The sequence below is a fragment of the Flavobacterium aquidurense genome (genome assembly GCF_031458035.1).
In the GTDB taxonomy this organism is placed as follows: Bacteria; Bacteroidota; Bacteroidia; order Flavobacteriales; family Flavobacteriaceae; genus Flavobacterium; species Flavobacterium aquidurense_C.
This window is the reverse complement of sequence record NZ_JAVDXR010000006.1, coordinates 69,941-93,475: the sequence shown is the minus strand read 5'-3', so window position 1 is coordinate 93,475 and position 23,535 is coordinate 69,941. Positions and strand designations below refer to the sequence as shown.

Sequence of the window (23,535 nt, the reverse complement as noted above, 5' to 3'; positions counted from 1 at the left end):
TTAAGTCTATTCTCTTTATTCTATTTTCTTTATTCTTAAATCCCATATCATAATGAGTTTATCAACTACAAGTATAAGAAGACCTGTTTTAACCATTGTACTGAATCTTTTGATTATTTTATTCGGTTTCATTGGTTATACGTTTTTGGGTGTTCGCGAATTTCCATCGATTGATCCCGCACAGGTTTCCATCAGAACAAATTACACCGGAGCCAATTCGGATATTATCGAATCACAAATCACTGAGCCTCTGGAAAAAGCTGTAAATGCGATTGACGGAATCCGAAATATCACTTCGTCTAGTAATCAGGGAAGCAGTAATATTACAATCGAGTTTAATTTAGACAAAAATCTGGAAGAAGCTGCAAATGATGTCCGTGATAAAGTTTCGCAAGCGATTAGAAGTTTACCACAAGATATTGATGCACCACCTGTTGTATCAAAAGCCGATGCTGATAGTGATGCTATCATTTCGATGACTGTTCAGAGTGATTCCAGAAATTCTTTAGAATTAAGCGACTATGCCGAGAATGTAATTTCGCAACGTTTAGAAACGATTCCGGGAGTAAGCGGTGTTCAGATTTGGGGACAAAAACGTTACGCGATGCGTTTATGGATTGACCCTGTGAAACTAACTGCCTATAAATGTACCGTTGCGGATGTTCGTAACGCATTAAATGCACAAAATGTCGAATTACCATCTGGAAAACTAACTGGAAATAATACTGAATTAACAGTTAAAACAGTTGGAAATCTATCAAAACCTGAAGAATTCAACAATATTATTATTCGTACAGATGGTGATAAAATTGTTCGTCTAAGTGATATTGGCGGAGCCGAATTAGGTCCCGAAAATATCGAAACAAAATTGAGCCAATCCGGACTTCCAATGATTGGTTTGGCAATTGTACCGATGCCTGGTGCAAATTATTTAGATATTTCAGCTGAATTTTATAAGAAATACGAAGCTTTAAAGAAAGATCTCCCAAAGGATATCAAATTAAACATTGCCCTTGACAATACTATTTTCGTAAAAAAATCGGTACTAGAAGTTGCAGAAACACTTGGAATTTCTATAATACTTGTTATTATTATTATTTATTTATTCTTTAGAGACTGGGCAATTGCGTTCCGACCTTTAATTGACATTCCGGTTTCATTGATTGCTACCTTCTTTATTATGTGGCTATTCGGATTCTCGATCAACGTGTTAACTTTATTGGCAATCGTTTTAGCAACTGGTCTTGTGGTAGATGACGGAATTGTGGTAACAGAAAATATCTTCAAGAAAGTTGAAGAAGGTATGTCTCCCATTGAAGCTGCAATCAAAGGTTCTAACGAGATTTTCTATGCTGTAATTTCGATTTCAGTAACGTTGGCAGCTGTATTTTTACCTGTAATTTTCTTAGAAGGATTTGTTGGCCGACTCTTTAGGGAGTTTGGTGTCGTCATAGGTGCAGCGGTATTGATTTCTGCCTTTGTATCGTTGACATTAACACCAATGTTGAATGCCTATTTGATGAAAGGCGGAGAACAGAAAAAATCTAAATTCTATGTAAAAACAGAACCGTTTTTTGAAAAACTAAACAGTGGTTATGCTGAAGCTTTAGAAAAATTCATGGCTAAAAAATGGATTAGTTTTCCAATTTTAATTGCGTGCTTTGGATTGATTTATTTGTTCTTTACTATTCTTCCAAAAGAAACTGCTCCGTATGACGATCGCAGTTCTGTAACCATGCGTATGTCTACTCCCGAAGGTTCAACTTATGAATATACAGATCGCTTTATGCAGGAAATTTCAAGACTTGTAGATGATTCCATTCCTGAGAAAGTAGTAAGTTTAGTGATTACAGCTCCAGGCTTTGGAGCCTCAGCAACCAATACTGGTTTTATCAGACTTTCTCTTAAAGAACCAGATGAAAGAAAAAAATCTCAAAAAGACATTGCTGACCAATTAACAAAATGGACAAAACAATATCCGGATGCGAAAACATCAGTCATCCAACAACCTACTATTGCTGTTAACAGACGTGGTGGCTTGCCAATTCAATATATTATTCAGGCTCCCAATTTTGAAAAATTAAGAGCTAAAATTCCTGTTTTCATGGATGAAGTGGGTAAAAGCGACGTTTTCTCTATTTCAGATGTTAACCTGAAATTTAACAAGCCTGAAATCAATGTTAGTATAGATCGTGAAAAAGCAGAAAGTCTGGGAATTTCGATTATTGATATCGCCCAAACATTGCAACTTTCTTTAAGCGGACAGCGTTTTGGATATTTCATTAAAAACGGAAAACAATATCAGGTTATCGGTCAATTTGATCAAAAAGACCGTTCGAAACCTTTGGACTTAACCTCGATGTTTGTCAAAAATAAAGATGGCGAATTAATTCAGATGGATAACGTTGTGAAGATTGAAGAACAAAGTAATCCTCCACAATTGTACCACAATAACCGATATATGTCGGCTACCGTTTCTGCAGGTTTAGCGCCGGGTAAAAGTATCAGCGATGGTATTCAGGAAATGGACAGAATTAAAGCTAAAGTCCTGGATGAAAGTTTTACCACAGATTTAAGTGGAGAATCGAGAGATTTCGTTGAAAGTAGCTCAAATACTTCTTTCGCTTTCGGATTGGCGCTATTACTAATCTTTTTGATTCTTGCCGCACAATTTGAAAGTTTTATTGATCCGTTTATTATCATTTTAACTGTTCCAATGGCAGTTGCCGGGGCATTATTCTCTTTATGGTTATTCAACCAAACTTGGAATATCTTTAGCCAGATTGGTACCGTAATGCTTATCGGACTCGTAACTAAAAATGGTATTTTGATTGTAGAGTTTGCGAACCAGCTTAGAGAACAGGGCAAACCAAAACTAGAGGCAATTTTAGAAGCTTCAGAGGCACGTTTACGTCCAATTTTAATGACAAGTTTAGCGATCGCTTTGGGAGCATTACCAATTGCGATGTCACTTGGAGCAGCATCTACAAGTAGAATCGGGATGGGAGTTGTAATTGTGGGAGGAACCATTTTCTCTTTAGCACTGACACTTTTTGTAATTCCGGCTATTTATTTAATGTGGTCGAAAGCCAGAAAACATTATCCTGAGTTTGATCATATTGACGAATACGAAAAAGAAAGTAAATAATTTATTAGCCTCGAATTTGAGTTAGATTAAATTCGTGGCAAAAGAAAACAAATATGAATACTAAAATTTTGTTCCGCAGTTTAATATTCTTCTTTTGCATTACAGCTATGAATGCGCAGGAAGTCCTGACTATTGGAGATGCTATGAAAATAGCTTTAGAAAATAATTTTGAAATTAAAATTGCTAAAAATAATACTAAAATTAGCGAGACCAATGTAACTATTGGGAACGCCGGAATGCTGCCTGTTGCAACAGCTTCAATAACAGATAATAATAGTATTACAAATTCATCACAAACACGTCAGGACGGTACATCAACATCATTAGACAACGCCAAAAACAACAGTTTGAATTACGGTGTAAGTTTAGGCTGGACCGTTTTTGACGGAATGAAAATGTTCGCGAGACTTGATCAGTTAAAAGAACTTCAAAGATTGGGCGATGCTCAGTTAAAACAAACTATTTTAATCAAGATTGCTCAGGTAAATTCTGCTTATTATGATCTGGTTCTGCAACAACAGCAATTATCTGCATTAGACACAACAATAGTTATTTCGCAACAACGTTTGAAATTAGCACAAAACCGTTTTACTATTGGAAAAGCTTCAAAATTGGAAGTTTTAAATGCACAGGTAGATTTAAATACAGATCAGGTTGCATTATTGAGACAAAAAGAATCGTATGCAAACGGTAAAATATTACTAAATCAGTATTTAGCACGTGATCCTAAAACTGATTTCAAAGTCACTGATTTGGTTACAGTAGATAACACATTGGTATTAGCCGATTTAATGGAATTGGCACAGAAACAAAATCCTGGTTTAGAAACTCAGATAATCAATAAACGAATAGCCGAATTACAGCTTAAACAGGTGAAAGCAGATCGATATCCGGTTGTGAATTTAACATCCGGATACAATTTTGCTGATAGCCAGTCGAGTTTAGGATTTACAAGTCAGGCTTCATCACATGGCTTAAATTACGGATTCAATGCAACGCTTAATGTATTCGATGGTTTTAATCAGCATCGAAATGAAAAAGTAGCCAAACTTGAAATTGAAAATTCTCAAATTGCAATCGAGCAGCAAAATATGATTCTGAACACACAATTAAGTACGGCATTTCAAACCTATTTAACAAACTTAGAATTAATTGATCTTGAAGAAGATAATGAAGCCATTGCGAGGCAAAATTTGCAAATCACATTAGATAAGTTTAAGATAGGAACTATTACTACAATAGATTTCAGAGCTGCACAACTTAATTATGTGAATGCAAAAGTACGTTACAGCAATGCGCAATATGAAGCAAAATTATCTGAAATTGCATTGAAAGAATTGGCGGGTAATATGAATTTTTAATTAAATTTGTTTCAAAAAATAACAAATGATTTCGTACAATACAAAAGATTGGGTAACTTTCATCTTTCATTTTCATAAATCGGATACCGTTCGACAACTATTTCCTGTAATGATTATCATAGGAATCTATTCAGCAATTGTAGGGTATTTCGAAGTCGTTTATTTAGGTATTGATCCAAATCATTACATCAAAAATATTCCTTTGATGCATGGAATATTAGGTTTTGTAATTTCACTTTTATTAGTATTCAGAACTAATACCGCCTATGATCGTTGGTGGGAAGCACGTAAATTATGGGGCGCATTAGTAAACAACAGCCGAAATTTTGCTATAAAACTTTCTGCCATCTTAAAAGATGAAAACGATCGTAAATTCTTTAGAAAATTTATACCGAGTTACGCCTCTATTTTATACAAACATTTAAACAATTCTGAAACGGCAAAACAGCTTTTCGAAGATGTCGATTTAGAGCTTGATCATCATAAACACAAACCTAATCAGGTAAAACAAATGATGTATCACAAAATCAATGACTTATACGAATCTAAAAAAATAACAGGTGACCAGCTTATCATTCTCAACGATGAACTGGTTGCCTTTACTGATATTTGTGGAGCGTGCGAACGTATTAAAAACACGCCTATTCCCTACTCTTACAGCGCATTTATCAAGAAATTCATTTTTTTCTACACGATGACTCTGCCTTTTGGCTATTCATTAAGTTTAGGTTATTATGTTGTCCCCGTTGTCGTTTTCATCTTTTATGTATTAGCGAGTCTTGAGTTAATTGCTGAAGAAATTGAAGATCCTTTTGGCGATGACGAAAATGACTTACCGATCAAAAAAATCTCTGAAAACATTAAAAAACATATTGAAGAGCTTATTTAGCAGTTCTTCATTTATTTAATTAATCATTATTGTTCTAACATATTTTCTTATATTTTTAATATATTCGTAAAATATATGTTAAACAAACTCTTCCTAATAGTATTAATTCTGTCGTTTAATTTAGGATTCAGTCAATCTGAATGCTATAATTCTGATTTCTCAACCGGAACATTTTCTGGATGGGAAGGCTATCATGGAACGGCTGATAACCCTAATGCCATCAAAGAATTTAAGGATAATCAACATAAAATCATCACTACATCAACCTTAGAACCACGAACCTGTTTTCAGGTACCAACTATTCCGCCAGGTGAAAGTTTTTCAGTAAAATTAGGAAATGAAATTAATGGTTCTGAAGGAGAAACACTGGTTTACTCGATGAATGTTACACCAGAAAATAGTATATTTTTGTATAAATATGCTATCATCGTCCAGGATCCGGGTCATAAACCGAGTGATCAACCGGGATTTAGTGTGCGAATTACTGATATTAATGGAGTAACAATTGATCCTTTATGTGGTGATTATCAAGTTTATGCAGGTCAACGAGATCAGAATTTTTCATTTTGTACTTACATTGACCCAGAGACTGGCGCCAGACAAAACGTAAACTGGACTCCCTGGAAAACAGTTGGTGTAAATTTATCTCCCTACATAGGAAAAATTATAAAAATTGAGTTCACAACAAAAGATTGTCTTCCCGGGGAACACTTTGGATATGCTTATATTTCTGCAAAATGCGCTAAATTAAAGGCAGATTTAAAAGTATGTGCAAGTGAAGCTGCTTTTAATTTAACGGCTCCGTATGGATTCAATAAATATCTTTGGACTTACGAAGGACAGCCTGTTGGCTTAGGTGAACAAACAATATCTTTACCTTTGGCAGATTATCCTGAAGGTGCTATTTTTGAATGTACAATGACCGCTTTTAGCAATACTAATCTCTGTGAATCGAAAATACAAATTGCTTTAACTAAACCTACGAAAGTCACTCCTGTATTTAATGCAAAAACTTCTTGCAATTCGAGTCAGGCTTCATTCAATCCTGTAATTTTTGAGAACCTGACGAGTACTACTGAACCTAATGTAAAATGGAATTGGGATTTTGGAGATGGAACAACTTCAATTGACAAGGACCCAACACATATCTTTGTAAATTCAGGCAATTATAATGTAAAACTAACAGCTACAACAGAAAATGGCTGTACTTTTAATTTAATTACACCCATATCAATCAATAATAACCCGCTTGCAGAACCTGTCTTACTTCAAAATCAAAAATTTTGCAGTCAAAATTCAACTATTGCTGCTATCAATGTTGGCAATCAAAATCTGAAATGGTTCAGTTCGTTAACATCAACTGTAGAATTACCAATTACAACAACTTTGGTTGACAAAACTACCTATTACGCCTCTTTAAGTGAAAATGGCTGCTTAGGAAAACGACTTGCTTTTGTTGCTTCAATTACAAATATCCCTACTCCAACGGGCAGTGCAACTCAATATTTCTGTACAATTGACAAACCAACAATTGCGGACATTGATGCAAAAGGCACTGGAATAAAATGGTACAAAACCATAAATGACGTAAATGTATTAAGTACTGCAACAGTACTAACCAATGGCCTGTATTATGGAGCACAAACTGATTTGCAATCAGGATGCGAGAGTAAAGATCGTCTGAAAGTTAATGTTATTTTGCAAGACCCTCCAAATACTTTGCCTGTCAGTTTTAAGAAAGAACTATGTTTAAATGACGAATTAGTCATTCGTGCCTTAAAGGATGAAAAGACAGAAATGGTTATTTACGAGTCAGAAAACGCTATTAATCCTCTTTCAGATAATTCGCCTGTTAGCAGCGGCACAACGTACTATGCTTCCATAATTGATCCTGAAACCAATTGTGAAAGCATAAAAAGATCTGCCATTTTAGCTTCGGTAATTCCATGTGAATTGGTAGTTTACAATTCTATTACAATTGATGGAAATGATTTGAATGATCATTTCGTTATAAAAAACATTGAATTCTTCCCGGAAAATACTGTTGAAATTTATAATCGTTTTGGCCAATTAGTGTATAAAACTGCTAAGTATGGCATAAATGAAAATTATTTCTATGGTGAAGCAAATGCCGGAGAAGTGTTTCAAAAGAGTAAAAAACTTCCAACTGGTTCTTATTTTTATATCATAAATTTTAAGAAAACTGTTTCATCTGAAAATAATTTACAAAAAGGTTTTCTTTATATCAGCAACAATGAATAGCAATCCAAAAAAAATACTAATTTTTGTTGCAGCCCTATTTCTAACTTATATGGTTAGGGCACAAAACGATGCTAAATTATCGATATTCAATTATAATCCTTTGATTTATAATCCGGCTTTTGCAGGCGCAGCTGACGGACTTAATATAGCCGGAATTTATTCCAGTCAGTGGTATGGTTTTGATGGAGCACCAAAAACGTTATTTTTATCCGCTGACACCAAATTGCCTTATAAAAAAATAGGACTTGGATTAAGTCTATATCATGATGTTATTGGTCCGGCAAGAGAATATAATATTGAAGGGAATTTTGCCTATTATATCGATTTAAACTACAAATACAAATTAGCTTTAGGGTTAAAATCAGGATTGAACTCTTACAAAGTCGACCTCAATCAACTAGATGTATATCAACCTGGTGAAGATGTCTTTAATTCAGGCTTTGAAAATCATTTATCATTAATAATGGGATTGGGAATAAACTTATATTCTGATAAATTCTTCATTGGTATTTCAACTCCAAATGTATTAGCTTCTAAGTATTACAATTCAAATTATTCAACTGTTCTGTCAAAAAGAAAAAATAATTATTATTTAAACACTGGCTATAAATTTGAACTGCGACGTGATGTTAGCCTGACACCAGCGGCTTTAATCAGAGTTACAGAAGGTGCTCCCATAAGTGTTCTTACCTCTTTAAACTTAAATTGGTATGAAAAATATATAGCCAGTTTAAATTTTGACTATAATTCTAGTGTTGGGCTTCTTTTTGGCGTTCGTGTATTTGATAATTTCAAGGTTGGGTATTCTTATGATCAATCTATAACCAAATTCAGCCGTTATAATAATGGCACACATACCTTTTTGCTAACCTATACGCTATTAAATGAAAATAGTGAAAAATGTAGTTGTAAAATTTATTAATTTCTTCGGATAAGTTTCGTAAAACGTTTTTATCCTTAAAATTTTCAGATATTACTTTTAAGTCTTTAAAAGCGTAAAAAAAGTAAATTTACTTTTGCAACTGTTTTTTTGATTGTTAAAAAAAACATTCAATCCTAAAAGAACAATACTCAGCACGTACTGTTTTGCAGTAAATTAAAAACCCTTCAAAAAAACCAAATAAATTGTTTCTTACTCCAACGTGCAATCCTTATATTTGTATCCTTATACAAGAACAAAATAGTTAACATGAAAATATCTTACAACTGGTTAAAACAATTTATTAAAACAGATTGGACATCTGAACAAACTTCAGAATTACTGACAGATCTAGGTCTTGAGGTTGAAGTTGTAGAAAAATACCAGTCTATAAAAGGCGGTTTAGAAGGAGTTGTTGTAGGACACGTACTTACTTGCGAAAAACACCCTGACGCTGACAGATTAAAAGTTACAACCGTAAATATTGGTTTAGAGGCTCCAGTGCAAATAGTTTGTGGTGCTTCAAATGTTGCTGCAGGACAAAAAGTACCTGTAGCCACTATCGGAACTATTTTATATGATAAGGATGGTGTTGAGTTTACAATTAAAAAAGGAAAAATTCGCGGACAGGAAAGTCACGGAATGATTTGTGCCGAAGATGAATTAGGTTTAGGTACAGGTCACGACGGAATTATGGTTCTTGACGATGCCTTAGAGCCTGGAACTCCGGCATCTGTAGTATTTAAAATTACAAACGATGAAGTTTTCGAAATTGGTTTAACTCCTAACCGTGCTGATGCCATGAGTCATTTCGGGACTGCACGTGACTTAAGAGCCGGAATGCTGCAACGTGGTGTTAACGTAGAATTGATTACGCCATCGGTTAGCAATTTCAGAGTGGATATGCGTACTTTGAAGATTGATGTTAATGTAGAAGAACCTCTTTTGGCACCAAGATATTGTGGCGTTACCATTTCGGGAATTACTGTTAAAGAATCTCCAGCCTGGTTGCAGGATCGTTTAAAAGCTATTGGATTAACTCCTAAAAATAATATTGTAGATGTTACCAATTATGTGTTGCATGAATTAGGTCAGCCTTTGCACGCTTTTGATGCGACAAAGATTAACGGAAAAGTGATTGTAAAAACACTTCCTGAAGGTACAAAATTCATTACTTTGGATGATGTTGAAAGAACATTGCACAAAGAAGATTTAATGATTTGTGACGAAAAAGGACCGTTATGTATTGCGGGTGTTTTCGGTGGAAAAAAATCAGGTGTTACTGACGGGACTACTTCTATATTCCTAGAAAGTGCTTATTTTGATGCGGTAAGTATTCGTAAAACAGCAAAAAGGCACGGACTAAACACTGATGCTTCTTTTAGATTTGAAAGAGGTATTGACCCAACCATTACCGAATATGCTTTAAAACGTGCAGCGATTTTAATTTTGGAAGTTGCCGGCGGAAAATTAACTTCTGATGTTGTGGAAGTTTATCCTAAAAAAGTAGAAGATTTTCCAGTTTTATTGAATTTTAGCCATGTTTCTAAAATTATTGGTCAGGAAATTCCAAAAGACACTATCAAGAAAATATTAGTTTCTTTAGATATTAAAGTAAATAGCGTTTCTGATTCTGGTTTAGGTCTAACGATTCCAGCTTATCGTGTAGATGTTCAGCGTGAAATTGACGTAATAGAAGAAATCTTACGAGTTTATGGTTACAACAATATTAATTTCTCTAAAAAATTTAACGCAACCGTTGCCAATTCGCCTAGAACTGAAGATTATAAAGTTCAAAATGTAATTGCTACACAATTGAATTCTCAGGGATTTCATGAAATGATGGCTAATTCATTAACAACAGCGAGTTACACAAAGTTATCTACTGTTTTAAAAGAAGAACATAATGTCATGATGCTAAATCCGTTGAGTAGTGATTTGGCTGCAATGCGTCAATCATTATTGTTTTCTGGTTTAGAAGCTATTTCGTATAACATTAACAGAAAAAATTCAGATTTGAAATTATTTGAATTTGGAAAAACATATCACAAATATCTTAACGGATATGAAGAGCACAAACATTTGTCTTTATTAGTTTCAGGAAACAGAAATAAAGAAAGCTGGACAAATCCTCAAAAAACAACCGATTTCTTTTTGTTGAAAGGGTATGTAAAGGGAATTTTAGCACGTTTAGGAATTGATAAAATTTTGAATGCCCCTGTTCAATCTGATATTTTTTCAGAAGGAACGGCGATTACTTATAACAATGATGTTTTAGTTGAAATGGGTGTTGTTAAAAAATCAATCCTGAAAAACTTCGGAATAAAACAAGATGTTTATTTTGCTGATTTTAACTGGGATTTGGTTTTAAAAATAATAACAGGAAAAATTAAATATACAGAAATACCTAAATATCCAGAAGTTCGAAGAGATTTAGCGCTTTTAATTGATCAAAATACAACATATGAAAGTATTTTTAATCTTGCGAAACAAACAGAAAAAGCACTTTTAAAAGACGTTAATTTATTTGACGTATATGAAGGAAAGAATCTTCCGGAAGGTAAAAAATCGTATGCATTGAGTTTTACCATTCAGGACAATACAAAAACGCTTACAGATAGTCAGATTGATAAAATCATGTCGAAATTACAACAGACTTTTGAAACTGAACTTGGAGCAAGTTTGAGATAAAAATATTTTAATTCCTAAAAAAAACCGACCTTATTTAAGTCGGTTTTTTTATTTGTATAAAATCAGTTTCTACGATTATAAAACTTAATATCGAAAATATACACTTCAAATTTAATACGTAATAGCAGCAAAAACAGGATAATCCTTAATTTTTTCTCTGCCATTCAGGAAAGACAATTCCATTAAAAAGTTGCACTGTATAATTTCGCCTCCTAATTTCTCAACTAATTCGCAAACCGCTTTTGCAGTTCCGCCAGTTGCCAAAACATCATCATGGATTAAAACGCGATCTCCGTGCTTAATTGCGTCAGTATGCATCTCAAGGCTATCAAAACCATATTCAAGCTCATACGAAGCTGAAATCGTCTGAAAAGGTAATTTCTTCGGTTTTCTCACTGGAATAAAACCCGCATCCAATTCTTGCGCCAACAGCATCCCGAAGAAAAATCCACGACTTTCTGCTCCTACTACCTTGTCGATTCTTTGCCCTTTTAATGAATCAGTCAAAATTGACAGGCATTCTTTTCTCGCAACAGGGTCATTTAGCAGTGGCGTAATATCTTTAAACAAAATTCCTTTTTTAGGAAAGTCCTGAATATCACGTATATAATTTTCAATCTTCATTTTTTTTTACTTTTATGTTATTTTATGCTTGCATATCTCGCATTTATACCTATCTTTGCACCCGCAATAAGCAATCAACAAAGCTACGAAAAATTAGCCAATTGATAACAAAAAGGCCTCGTGGCGCAACTGAATAGCGCATCTGATTACGGCTCAGAAGGTTACTGGTTTGAATCCAGTCGAGGTCACTCTTAAAAAAACGTTAAAACTTAGGTTTTAGCGTTTTTTTTTATCCTTTTCATGTAGTTTTTATACACTTTATCCTACTTAAACACACGGTTTAGACATCCTGTTGAGGTGACTAGTCAGGATTTAAACCAAACTTAACATACTGATTTACAGCATAAAAACATTTAACTTATCTTTATATTAAGAATAATTTAACACTGAAAAACTAAATTATGAATTATAGAGATGAGCAAAACAAGGGAAAAATATCTCCAGAAAAGGCACAGAAAATGCTTAAAAAGGAAGGAATGAATGTAACAGTTGAGCAGGCAGAAGAAATATTATACTTTCTCCGACTGATAGCAAATATTCATATTGTAAAATTTATCGAGAAGAACAAAACGACTAAAAAAAACTAGATGTCTCATCACAAGCACTTGATTGCTATATTTTAAATCAATAAGTATTTCTTAATCTGGTATATAATTAAAAAGAAGGCTTTTAGCCTTCTTTTTAATTATATACAACCATCTTCAATTTTTATTGTGATAAATAAAGTTAGATTAGATTTTATCGAATTTTAGAAACAATATTATTTTATTTCAATCTGCAAATATTTTCCTTCTTGATTCCTGCCAAAATCAATATAGATTTCACCATCGGAATTAGTTGTCAATAAATTTCTTTTAACCTTCTGTCCCTTTTGATGCACCCTCCACCCTCTTGACATTGAGGAATATTTGACATTAGCACTCGTGTCACACAAAGAACCGTCTGAAATTATGGTAACACGAGGATTTACAAGCTTTAAAAATTCAGTATGGTATGCAGATTCTCTTCCATGATGAGGCGCTATCAATATATCCGCATTTTTAACAGCATCCCTAAAATCACTTCGCTCCATCAGAAGTTCTAAAGACTCATACTCGTTATCCCCCGGAATAATAATTTTCAGTCCCTCATATTGAAGCACTGAAAATATACTTATATTATTAAGGTTATCATTCAGCTCCTCGGTCTGAAAAACATTTATTTTAACCCCGCCGTAATTATCCGGATTCGAAATCGTTGTTGAATCGGTTGCATCCTCCGTAAAAGATTCATCAAGCTCAAAAAACTTGTTGAATTTTGGTCTATCTCTTTCGCTAATGCCCTGCAATATCGCTTTCTTATCTAAGGAAACCGGCCTGTGCAGAGAGACAAGGTTAAATTTATCTAAGTTGAGAATGTCATCAATATGATCACGATGCGGATGGGTAATAACTAGATAATGAATATCTCTAATTTTGTAATGGTCATACAAGGTTTCTAATGGACTGCGGTCCTCACTGTTCTCAGAGTAATCTCCTCTACCCAGATCATAAACCAGATTTTTATTATTTGGTGTTCTTACAAAAATTGCATTTCCATGCTTCACGTCCCATACACGTACTTTTAAGTTTCCCATATCTTTAAGATTTAAAAAGTAAAAGATTAATATTAAGTTTACGTTTTGCTATTGTATAAACCTGTTGAATTTCCCTTTGCTATACGGGTTTACACATCGCTGTTTCATTTGTTTTCAAATCCATACCATCAATTTATATCTGTAAAAAACAATACCCTCTTACTTTATTGAACATTACATATGCAAATTCATTGAAAATACTGAACCGATTACTTGTTTTTTATTCTGAAGCTATTAAAATTGGGGCATACAATTTTACCTGAAGCTCAGTAATACATTCGGCATGTTTAACCAAAGCGTCTATCTGCTTGATCTCAAGCTTTGTCAGGTTTGTCTTTACACCTCGTGCGGTTGTCAATTCAGCATCCGTGGGTTTTTGTGCAATAATTTCAGCATATTTGATGCTACGCATCAAACGTTCCTGGATTACATCCCATTTCTCACTGTCAATTTCAACCTGGGATATCCCATGCAGTTCTGCGACTTCCTTTAAAACTGCTCCCTTTTTTAAATTATCCATAAATCCATCAAGGCAGCTTTCTAAGTCCCATCCAAGGGACTGATAAGCTATTGACTTTTGATTAAATCTATAATTGTCGTATACATGCTGGATCATCTGATAGTTTTTTATTCTGTTCATGAAAATTTCACTGGTTCTCATAAGAAGCTGCAGCACATTATTGAAGGAACTTATCTTTGGCATCATGTTTCCGGCATCACTAACAATTATTACATCACATTCATATGAACTATTTTTTTGTGTCAGCTTATGCACACCCTGATTATCATAGACTCCTCCATCTACTAAACAGGGTCTAATGCTTTCAAAATCACTTTCATCTTGAAAATATTTTTTATCAATAAATATCGGTGTAAATGCAAACGGAACACAGGTAGAAGCAGCCACTGCAAGAGAAATGGGAAATTGTTCAGGTTTAAATTTTATCGATTTATGCCCTTTTCCCGGATGCTCATACAATGAATCACTCATTTTGTTTTTAGAAAAAGTAAAGGGTCTCCCTGTTTCAAGATTGGTTGCATTTATCGCTATTAGCGGCGTTGGATTAAAATCTTTCAAAGCCTTTCCTTCAAAAAACCATTTAGAATAAAGTCTGTTAATAATAGTACTGACCGGAAATATTTTAAACTGAAAAATAAGCACGCAGCATATCATAGCAATCAGAAGAAGAGTCGACACCCACGCGAAACGTGTAAATAATAAATATAGCGATAACAAAACTATGGAAATCAAAAAGAAAGCTATGCAGATAAACCTAAAGGAAAGCAAGATTCCTTTAATTATGCTTTTTTGTACGATGGCTTTTAAACACTTTTCAAAATCTTCAAAATTTTCACCTTTCAATCCGTAACAGGCCCCAGTAATTGATCCCCCAGAAATAGTAGAAATTACATCCACTTTTTCAAGAATTCCCATTTCACGTAACTTTCGTAATGTTCCAAGATGATAAATAGCAGCCCTGTATCCGCCTCCCGACAATGATAATCCAATCTTAAATTTTCTATCTTTTATTTTAATCATATACAAAAGGTATTATTTTATTTTTTGTTACAATTACAGCACAGGTAGGAATTGGAATCTGCTTGTTTATCGCCTGCAGTTTCTCAATGGAAACCATATCCTGACCGCTTAATGTTTCCAAATTCATTGGATGTGTATGCCACTCCCCTACGTAGCCGATAACCTGCCCTGTCTGGTACTTTATATCATCAACCAGATTTGCAAGACCTTCAATACCGCGGTTAAAAGCCACAGGAGAACTCGTGCTGTCAGCCGGCTGCTCAATTACATCATAGATATGCAGCGTTTTTGTTTTGTAACTCGCAATACCAATCAGTATGCCGCCAGTTTCATTGGGCACATGTGAATTGCAGAGATCCAGCAGTTTCCTGCTGAGACCCGACAAAAATCTTAACGTCCAAAAGCTATCATTTTTACTTTCGTAAACTTCAAACGGTTCCACACAATACCTCTTATTCGAAATCTTTGGAAAATTATCCGCAGATTTCCTGAAAACATTTAGATAAATAAATCCACTTTTCAAAAAATCCTCAAAAGGGTAAGCTGCAAGAACTTGCGAGAATGCCGCGCCATGGAAGCTTATTAAATCATCAGCCATTACATTGGTAACCGAACTGCATCCCAGCCCGATATCTAAAACATCCTGCTCTCTATCTGCATCTCCTATCCGCCAATTTGCCAACTCTGAATTCTCAACTGCTAAATAACAGGCCAAATAGATAAGATCATCCATTCTCGGGTTATTGGCTGAACCTTGTAAGTATAATAATCCAATCTCACCGCCATCAACAATTTCACATTTAGCGTAACGAGCATTTATTACATCCTGCCTCTCAATGAGATTATGCATCACACCAGGGCTGGCCGTTGAATCTACTATCAGTTTATACTTTGCAACCTCTTCGTTTTTAACAAAAGATATCGGCCTATCAAAAAAAACAAAATTATTTGTTGCATCAAGTTCATAAAATGCTTTTATTTCCTCAACAACAGCTTGCGATTTTTTTCGGCCCACATGATTTGAAAATAAGACATGTCTTCCAATATTATGCTGCTGGAAACTATCATGATCAACAACACCAAGTACATTTTTACCGGAGCGGGCATCGTGCATAATTATTTTCGATCCCAGTGAACCTGCTCCAACATATAAAGTTTCTGCCAATCTTGTTTCATTACTTAATGATGATGCCAGCTCTGCCGTAAAAGGCTGGGAATGGGAGGAAATACAAACCTCTTCCTCATCATTAACCAATCCGCTAAAATCATCGTTTAAGATGAGAGTGTAGGTAAAGAATTCATAAATTCCCTCATACCCAATCACTTTATAAGGTCTCTTAATTGCATGAGTCATCACTAGAAGTGATCTCAAAGGCACATTACCCGCTTTTAAAGCTGATAACATTTCAGCAATATCAATTCCTCTAATCTTTAAAAACCCTTTCAGTTCCCCATAATTAGCCGGCAGATTTGTAAAATATGCCGGTTCTTCATTCTGATCAGGATCCCATATCAAAAGAGAATAAAATGGAAGTACTTTACTGTTATGATCCCTGCTTTTATTCTCGACTTTTGATATTGCCTCCCTAAATTTGTCAAGACTGATAAAGGGGATGTCCGAAATTGATTTGAAAGCCCTCTCATTTTCTGCTTCTCCAGTATAAGCGGAACTTAAAATAAGCGCCAGTGGGTAACTGTCTACAAATCTTCGATTCTCACTCACGATATCTCTGAAAGTCTCATATTTGAAAACATGTTTTCCCAGTGATGTATTCAGACGAACGGGATCAAACTCGTTATTGTCTGTTACAAGGGTTCCAGTCGCTGCCTTGAAAAACCATTGAGCCGCAATTATTAGCAAATCTCCAATGGTCTTAGTTGCAAACCACTCGTTCAAACTTCCGCGAACCAAACACAATACAGCCGGTTTCCCTTCATCTGAATAATACAGATGAGGCAGCCTGCTTTTAGGAAATGTCTTTCTGTCAGACATAATCAACGGTGCAGCCTCTGGATATCTATGCAAAGCTATCTTTACCAGTATTGGTTCGACAGCTAATATATTATTATCTATAGAACCGCGTGCAGGAAGGGAAACATTATAACTTGCCGCAATTACTATGTGATGCTCATCCCAGACAAATACCTGTAGAGAGGGATCGTTAAAATACGCTTTGACCTGTTCTACTGCTTCAGCAGTTTTAGCACTCAGCTGCCCGCTGTATGCTTCTAAATGGATACTATACTGCATCAGCCCTGAGAAATTATCGATGACGCGGCACCGCTTCCTCCGGCAGAAGTAGCTGCTCCAGAAATTTTTTGCTTAAAAGCCCTTGCAGGACCATTTTTAGTGATTTCGAAAACAATTGGTTCCGGTTTTGATTCTTTAGGCTCAACAGCCGTATTTAGAAATTTTTCCTTTGATTCAATTTTTTTAATATACTCAACCTTTGCATCATAATACGGCGGATTATCATCATTGTTTACGATTTTTTTACTGGAAGCAATAACAAACGCTCCTGGTTTTGCATAATCAAGTGCCTCCAGAGAGGTCTCAATTACCTCGTCTTTGTCAGTATCATTGAAAAATGTCCAAGAGCAGTGATGAGGAGCCATAAACAAATCCCAATCCAATGCTTTTTCCGTTTTATCATTTCCATATCTAGTGGTTCTATCAATTATCTGTTTCCAGGTACTATGATCGGAATCACCTCCAAAAATGGCCTGACACGAAAATTCCGTATCCCAAGAATTTTCTTTGAATCTTGCCTGAAAAACAATACTTGCCGAATTTTTATCTTTTTCAGGAGAATCTAAATGAATTTTGAATGGAGCATGAATAAAAATTGAAAACTTATCCTGCACCTTGTCATTAAAGCTAACGACTACCTCACCAGGTTTTGAACGCAGATCATCCAAATCATCATATTTTTTACTTCCGTCATAACCGATTATTCGAATCCTGTTTCCAGGAAGGTCCTTTTTTAGATCTCCTTTTCTATGCAGTTCTAATCTCCGTTCCGCCTCTTGCTGGTAAGCATCTTCATCCTCATTACTGTACTGCTCAGCAATCATTGGCGAGAACCACATAGCATCAACTCTGATAAGATTTTTGTCTTTATCTGCCTTCGAATAATCTCCCGGAGCTCCCGTGTAGAAATTCTTTTTAAATCCACGGCAATGGTCATGATCGCCATGGGTAAGAATAAAAACGTCCAAATACGGAATGCCATCAGAATCTTTCTTTATAGATTCCAATAGTTCCGTATGAACATCACATAATTGATCATCTTCCTTTGCGGACTCTCTAATATTACAGTCGATAAGTATTCTTGTTCCATCTTCCAGCGTAATAAGGGACTGGTCTCCATTGCAAACAGGAAAATATGTAATTGAATTTTTAAGAGCACTACTCATATTGTAATCCTCCTTTCATGATTAAAACAATCTGAAAAATAGGATTTTCAGTTAATCTTAGTAATTTTAAATAGGTTAAGTTCGGTAAAACAACATTTTTCTTCTTCGTCATATACTTTTTTTTTAGAAATTGCCCAAGTTTATTAGTCGGTATTGGGATTTAGACCGAGAAGTACATAAAAAAAATTTGCAGGAGAAAAAAAATAAAATAGTTTTGCACCTTTAAATTAAAAGTAAAGCTTTACTTCTACAAGAATTACTTTAGCAAGAATAAGAGTCCTTAGGATTGGCGTTCACAGGACTCTTTCACTTACTCCAAAAGGGTGCCAGATTCGTTAATATCTGTTAAATTGTCTTAATATTTATCGTTTTTAACAACAGAATTCGACAAAGTGCTAATCTTTATCGATGAAATGTATAAATTATTTCTAAATATCCATGACACACATTTTACAAAAACCATGACATAATGTCATTAATTTTACGGATTTCCATAAAAATATACGCCACAATGTCAATTATCATGATATAACGTGTAGATTATTTAAATTTAAAATCTAAATAGTACTTTTTTCTATCCTTTTATTTCTAGACATTGTCTAAAAACCGGTACCTTCTTATTCCTTTTTACCGCTTTTTTAAGGTTTAAAGTGAAGCAGCAAAATAACTGTCGAAAATTACGCCCAGATACATAAACATTCCAATCTATCATATTTATAAATTGATTGGAATAATAACATTCAATTTCGAAATGGACAAAATGGCAACTGAAATACTTATACAAACTCAGCAGCACTTCATACAATTAAAAACGTACCTCTCTTTCTCCTTCTGCGTCAGCTTACACAACTAGATCGCCTTGTGCACTATTGAATGAAATTTTCTATCTATATTAGTAACCAAAGTATAACATTTTTAAATTCAATATGTCAGTAACCAAAGAAATTCCTGAACTTTTAAATGATCTTCTAAAAAGAAGAAATGGCGGAGCAATTAACATTAGGGGAATACAGTATCAAACTTTGTATGCATGTTCTGTCATTCTTGATAAACTGTCATCCGGAGAAAGCAGTAACCATGTTAGACTGGAAGGCATTGAAGACCTAGATCTAATCTCCAATAAAATTGTCTGTTCCGACAACTTATACATACAATTAAAAACATCAGTAAATAAAATGGATGCTGGTAATTTCTGGAATTTAGGAATCCTGCAGAATTTTTTAAATGTATATCTTCTTGATCCTTCAAGCAAATTCAGACTGGTCTACAATATGAAAATTTCTGACGGGCAGCTAAAAAATCTAATACAGCATAACCTTGATAATAGGAATCTATATTTTTGGAAACAGAAATTATCCAGACATACCAGCTCCGAGTTTGATATACTTTCTTTTTTTAACAGTATTTCTTATGAGCATCAAAGCGAGCAAGAACTATCCATTTTATGCACAAAACTCCTTTTTGAAAAATGGGATATTACAAAGGGAACAGAAATGCAGTATTTTAAAAGCTTATTCTATCATGTTCTTGATTGGTCCAAAAACAGAAACACCATTACTCATATAGACGTAATTAAACTGTTTGCAGAAATCAAAGACCAGCATTCCAAGGCAGCAGTTAATCCTGCAGTTGCAAACAATTACATCCATGAAGTAGATTTTTACAGCACAGCAGAAAACACTTTTGACTATTTCGAAGGTAAAGCCGCGCAGCCATATCATGTTGCAGCCTGTCTTCCCGCCAGACGCAAAAAATGGGAAGAAACCATCTCTGAATCTATGTCAAATTCTAATGTAACCATTATCCGTTCTTCCAGCGGACAGGGCAAATCAACATTGGCTTGGCAGATTGGGCTGGAACTATCTAAGAACAATGCAATCTATCAGGTAAACGTCTGTCGAAATTGGGAGGAAGCAAATGCAATAGCAGATTTTTTAGAGACTCGACTTTATATAGGACAGGATCCAATTGTTATTATTGATGGTCTGAATTCAACAACAGAAAAATGGGGCTTGGTAGTTGAAAAAGTGGGCCAAAAGGGAATAAAATTTCTTGTCACTGCCAGACAGGAGGACTGGTTCCGTTACGGAGGCGATATATCAAGAATTAAAGTAAACCTTGTAGATATTAGTTTATCATTGGACGAAGCCAAAAGCATTTTTGAGCAGTTTGAAAAAACAAAGAAGCTTCATCAGGATATCACTGCCTGGCAGCCTGCCTACGAACTGGTTCGTGAAAATGGATTACTCATAGAATACACCTTTCTGCTTACAAGAGGCGAAATGATTAGAGAGAGATTGGAAAACCAGCTCAAAACAATCAATCAGACCGCTTCAGGCATTTCAAAATTTGAAATTCTAAGGCTTGTTTCAATGGCAAACTGCATCAATCTTCAGGTGTCCAGCAAGGCACTTCTTAAGCACATTGCCGATACTGTAGGTTTTAGCTCTGATCGCGGAGAAACACTTGCTGAATTAGAAAATGAATATTTCCTAAGTTTCAACAGAACCTATATTGAAGGACTTCATCCAGTTAGATCCTCCCATCTTACCGAACTACTCCACCGAACTATACCAGAAAGCGAAACACTGCTGAATTTATATAAAATTTTACAACCTGATCAAAAACCTGATTTTTTTGCAAATGCAGTACTTATTATAAAACTGGAAGAAAAATACGATTTTTATAAATGTATCGCTGGTGAATTAAAAAACAGCACAGCAATTGAAATGGTCCAGGCCTTAGACGGGATATCACATGCTGAGCCCTTAAGGTACTGGTTTGATAATCGTGACATATTTGATCAGGTTTTTAAAAATGGCGGGTTGGACCTTTTTGTTATGCAAACTATTCCTAAGATTAATTTAACTACATTACAGGAGTTAAAAGTAATATTGGGTGTGCAGTCTTCAAAAATTGATTTTCTTTTGGAAAAATTGCAAGACTTGCCGCGATATTCCCTAAAGGAGAGCGATATAAGTTTTTTTGCGCTTGAACTTTTCAATGGAATGAAGGATTCGAGAAAAAAAATAACGTCCTTCGATGGGCTCTCCAGTCTTACAAAATGGTATAATCGTTTGGGATTCAAACTGGACTTCCTTTTCACCTTCGACGAGGAACTCTTAAGATTGAATGATAACACAGCCTTTAGCGATGTGCTCGAAATCTATCAATATTTTCAAATGACTAATCCAGTTGAGTTTAAGAATTACATAGAAAAAAATAGAGAAAATATTCTCAGTTATATTAAAGTAAAAACGGGCTCCGTTTCTGTCGAAGAGGGAGATGAAGACAACCTTATAATAAGCTTTATAGTAAAACCTGAAAATACACTTAAACCACACCAGCAGAGCGTTACCAGAATAGAATCAGCCTATTCATTACTACCCTATTACAGTAGATATGATACCGACGGCCTCATTCTTCCATTCCCATCTCAGCAAGCTGTGATGGTGGTGCAAACTGATGCTTCCAAGCGTCTAAAACCAAAAGTCCTAATCGATCAGGAAGCGGTGCGCTATAATCAAATCTGGTCACAAACAATAATTGCCAATTACCATTCAACTTCCGCATACGAGTGGCAGGACCAAATATTCGCTTTGCGCAGTCTTGCCCTTGAATGGGCTCGAAAAATAAACAGTTACATCGAAGCTCTAATTGAAGGCGATCTTATTCAACAGCAGGTGATACCTGGAGCTCTCCAGATAATAAGCGAGAATGTTTCCGAACGGATTCATTTCAAGAAGTCCTACCCAAAATTCGGCAGAAATATGTTGCGAAGAGAAAATAAGCCTATTGATGAAAAAGCAGTGAATGATTGGATCACATCACTTAATAATGCAAACAATCAATTAATGAGCTTCTTTATTCCCAAAGAACCGGCTGCTCGCAATTTAGCATTCATCCAGCTTAAGTCCATAATTTACAAGCTGCAGGAAATGCAGCGGGCATATGCAAAAATTGAAGCTTTATCTGTTGCATACTTCAATACAACCAGCTTAATTGCCAATGAGGATAAAGTATATACCCACTTACTTAAAACCGTAAATTACTTTTACTCACATGATCCTATTAATAGGTTTCATAAAAAAGGAAAAGATTGTGTTGACCAATGGTATTGCCAGGAGCAGAAGTCTAAATTAAAGACATTGGAAAATATTCTCCTTGCCGGCCAATTTATTCTTGGCCATCAAATATTACCTCCTCAACGACTTGAAGAAACCGAATACCATGTACACACAACTTTAGCAATAGTCAACTTTGACTTTAAAAGAATGGATGCTATGGAGCTTATATGCAGAGCGCTATATCCTCTGGCTGATTTTCCGTCGGCATTTTTTACGCTTTTAAATGTGCAAGGTAAAAAGGCTATTGGCGGTCTTCGCTTTTCAAAAAGATTTTTCGAGATTATTAGGGATGGTTATAATGGATCAGAAATGGAAGAACTCGATAATTATCTGCCACTGCCTATAGTTCCTGCCGATAACATTAAAGATATCCTACCGGAGATAGAAGCTTTAAATACTGCCTCACTTAATATCGAAATAGCAGTAAAGGCAGAGATTATCAACAAATTGTGGGAGTTTTCTAAGTATAAAGCAAAAATAAATCTGGAAAACGCGATCGAAAAAGCATGGTTTGAAAAGTTAACTGCTGATACAATAGGATTCGTAGAAGATGAGCTTAAAAGACTAAACCTTACTCCCACAAATGATTTTTTCATATGGGTAAAAAACAGTCAATCCGAAAAAATAGAAAACAATGATTCCACCTATGTTGAGCAACTTTCAACACTTTTACAATAGTGGACTTAATACTTTTTTGCATCAAAAGTTAGGGCAAATTTTAATAATTTCTATTCACTTTAAATATGAGATGTAAAAAAGGGTGCAAAAATGCATTATTAACTTTAATCTTAATTTTTCGTCAGTAGATAAACTCCAAATAGAAATTCATAGAGCCAAATAAAGACATTTCTGTCTTAAGCATAACAATCATTTCAAATCCTCCATAAAAATTGTATAAATTTATATTATCATAATGCTATAAACCAATTCAGTTTTTATATT

The 23,535-nt window shown here is 34.8% G+C and carries 13 protein-coding genes and 1 tRNA gene; 9 read left to right on the top strand and 5 right to left on the bottom strand.

Annotated elements, in window-relative coordinates; genetic code table 11:
• Nucleotides 1-52: 52 nt before the first annotated feature.
• From J2X17_RS11215 to pheT, 6 genes are all read left to right on the top strand, one after another.
• On the top strand, nt 53-3,148 hold the full coding sequence (locus J2X17_RS11215; protein WP_310297794.1) for an efflux RND transporter permease subunit: 3,096 nt from the start codon (nt 53-55) through the stop codon (nt 3,146-3,148).
• A 53-nt stretch (nt 3,149-3,201) separates the two neighbouring features.
• Nucleotides 3,202-4,509, top strand: a complete 1,308-nt coding sequence (locus J2X17_RS11210; protein ID WP_310297791.1) for a TolC family protein — start codon at nt 3,202-3,204, stop codon at nt 4,507-4,509.
• Nucleotides 4,510-4,534: 25 nt separating this feature from the next.
• Nucleotides 4,535-5,398: a bestrophin family protein gene (locus J2X17_RS11205; RefSeq protein WP_310297789.1), complete on the top strand. Its 864-nt coding sequence runs from the start codon at nt 4,535-4,537 to the stop codon at nt 5,396-5,398.
• Nucleotides 5,399-5,473: 75 nt separating this feature from the next.
• The gene (locus tag J2X17_RS11200; protein ID WP_310297786.1) at nt 5,474-7,660 is read left to right on the top strand and encodes a T9SS type B sorting domain-containing protein; all 2,187 of its coding nucleotides are present in this window, start codon (nt 5,474-5,476) and stop codon (nt 7,658-7,660) included.
• Complete coding sequence (locus tag J2X17_RS11195; RefSeq protein WP_310297782.1) at nt 7,653-8,582, top strand: PorP/SprF family type IX secretion system membrane protein; 930 nt, start codon at nt 7,653-7,655, stop codon at nt 8,580-8,582. Before J2X17_RS11200 ends, J2X17_RS11195 begins: the two co-directional genes overlap by 8 nt.
• Before the next feature lie 231 nt (nt 8,583-8,813).
• On the top strand, nt 8,814-11,270 hold the full coding sequence (gene pheT / locus J2X17_RS11190; protein ID WP_409025259.1) for a phenylalanine--tRNA ligase subunit beta: 2,457 nt from the start codon (nt 8,814-8,816) through the stop codon (nt 11,268-11,270).
• 111 nt (nt 11,271-11,381) lie between these two features.
• On the opposite strand, the gene J2X17_RS11185 is transcribed toward pheT, so the two are convergent.
• Nucleotides 11,382-11,894 (bottom strand): adenine phosphoribosyltransferase, encoded by a 513-nt coding sequence (locus J2X17_RS11185; RefSeq protein ID WP_310297776.1) that lies wholly within the window; start codon nt 11,892-11,894, stop codon nt 11,382-11,384.
• Nucleotides 11,895-12,008: 114 nt separating this feature from the next.
• Between J2X17_RS11185 and J2X17_RS11180 the strand changes: the two genes are divergently transcribed.
• A tRNA-Arg gene (locus tag J2X17_RS11180) sits at nt 12,009-12,082 on the top strand.
• 213 nt (nt 12,083-12,295) lie between these two features.
• The gene (locus J2X17_RS11175) at nt 12,296-12,481 is read left to right on the top strand and encodes a hypothetical protein (RefSeq protein ID WP_310297773.1); all 186 of its coding nucleotides are present in this window, start codon (nt 12,296-12,298) and stop codon (nt 12,479-12,481) included.
• A 173-nt stretch (nt 12,482-12,654) separates the two neighbouring features.
• Here J2X17_RS11175 and J2X17_RS11170 read toward each other — a convergent pair whose 3' ends face one another.
• The 4 genes from J2X17_RS11170 to J2X17_RS11155 form a co-directional block, all read right to left on the bottom strand.
• Nucleotides 12,655-13,509 (bottom strand): ComEC/Rec2 family competence protein, encoded by an 855-nt coding sequence (locus J2X17_RS11170; protein WP_310297772.1) that lies wholly within the window; start codon nt 13,507-13,509, stop codon nt 12,655-12,657.
• A 220-nt stretch (nt 13,510-13,729) separates the two neighbouring features.
• Nucleotides 13,730-15,049, bottom strand: coding sequence for a patatin-like phospholipase family protein (locus J2X17_RS11165; protein WP_310297770.1), 1,320 nt, complete (start codon nt 15,047-15,049; stop codon nt 13,730-13,732).
• On the bottom strand, nt 15,042-17,300 hold the full coding sequence (locus tag J2X17_RS11160) for a ThiF family adenylyltransferase (RefSeq protein WP_310297767.1): 2,259 nt from the start codon (nt 17,298-17,300) through the stop codon (nt 15,042-15,044). Before J2X17_RS11160 ends, J2X17_RS11165 begins: the two co-directional genes overlap by 8 nt.
• Nucleotides 17,300-18,466, bottom strand: coding sequence for a ComEC/Rec2 family competence protein (locus J2X17_RS11155; protein ID WP_310297764.1), 1,167 nt, complete (start codon nt 18,464-18,466; stop codon nt 17,300-17,302). The genes J2X17_RS11160 and J2X17_RS11155 overlap by 1 nt, the downstream gene beginning before the upstream one ends.
• 926 nt (nt 18,467-19,392) lie before the next feature.
• On the opposite strand from J2X17_RS11155, the gene J2X17_RS11150 reads away from it, so the two are divergent.
• Nucleotides 19,393-23,271 (top strand): hypothetical protein, encoded by a 3,879-nt coding sequence (locus tag J2X17_RS11150; RefSeq protein WP_310297761.1) that lies wholly within the window; start codon nt 19,393-19,395, stop codon nt 23,269-23,271.
• Nucleotides 23,272-23,535 lie beyond the last annotated feature (264 nt).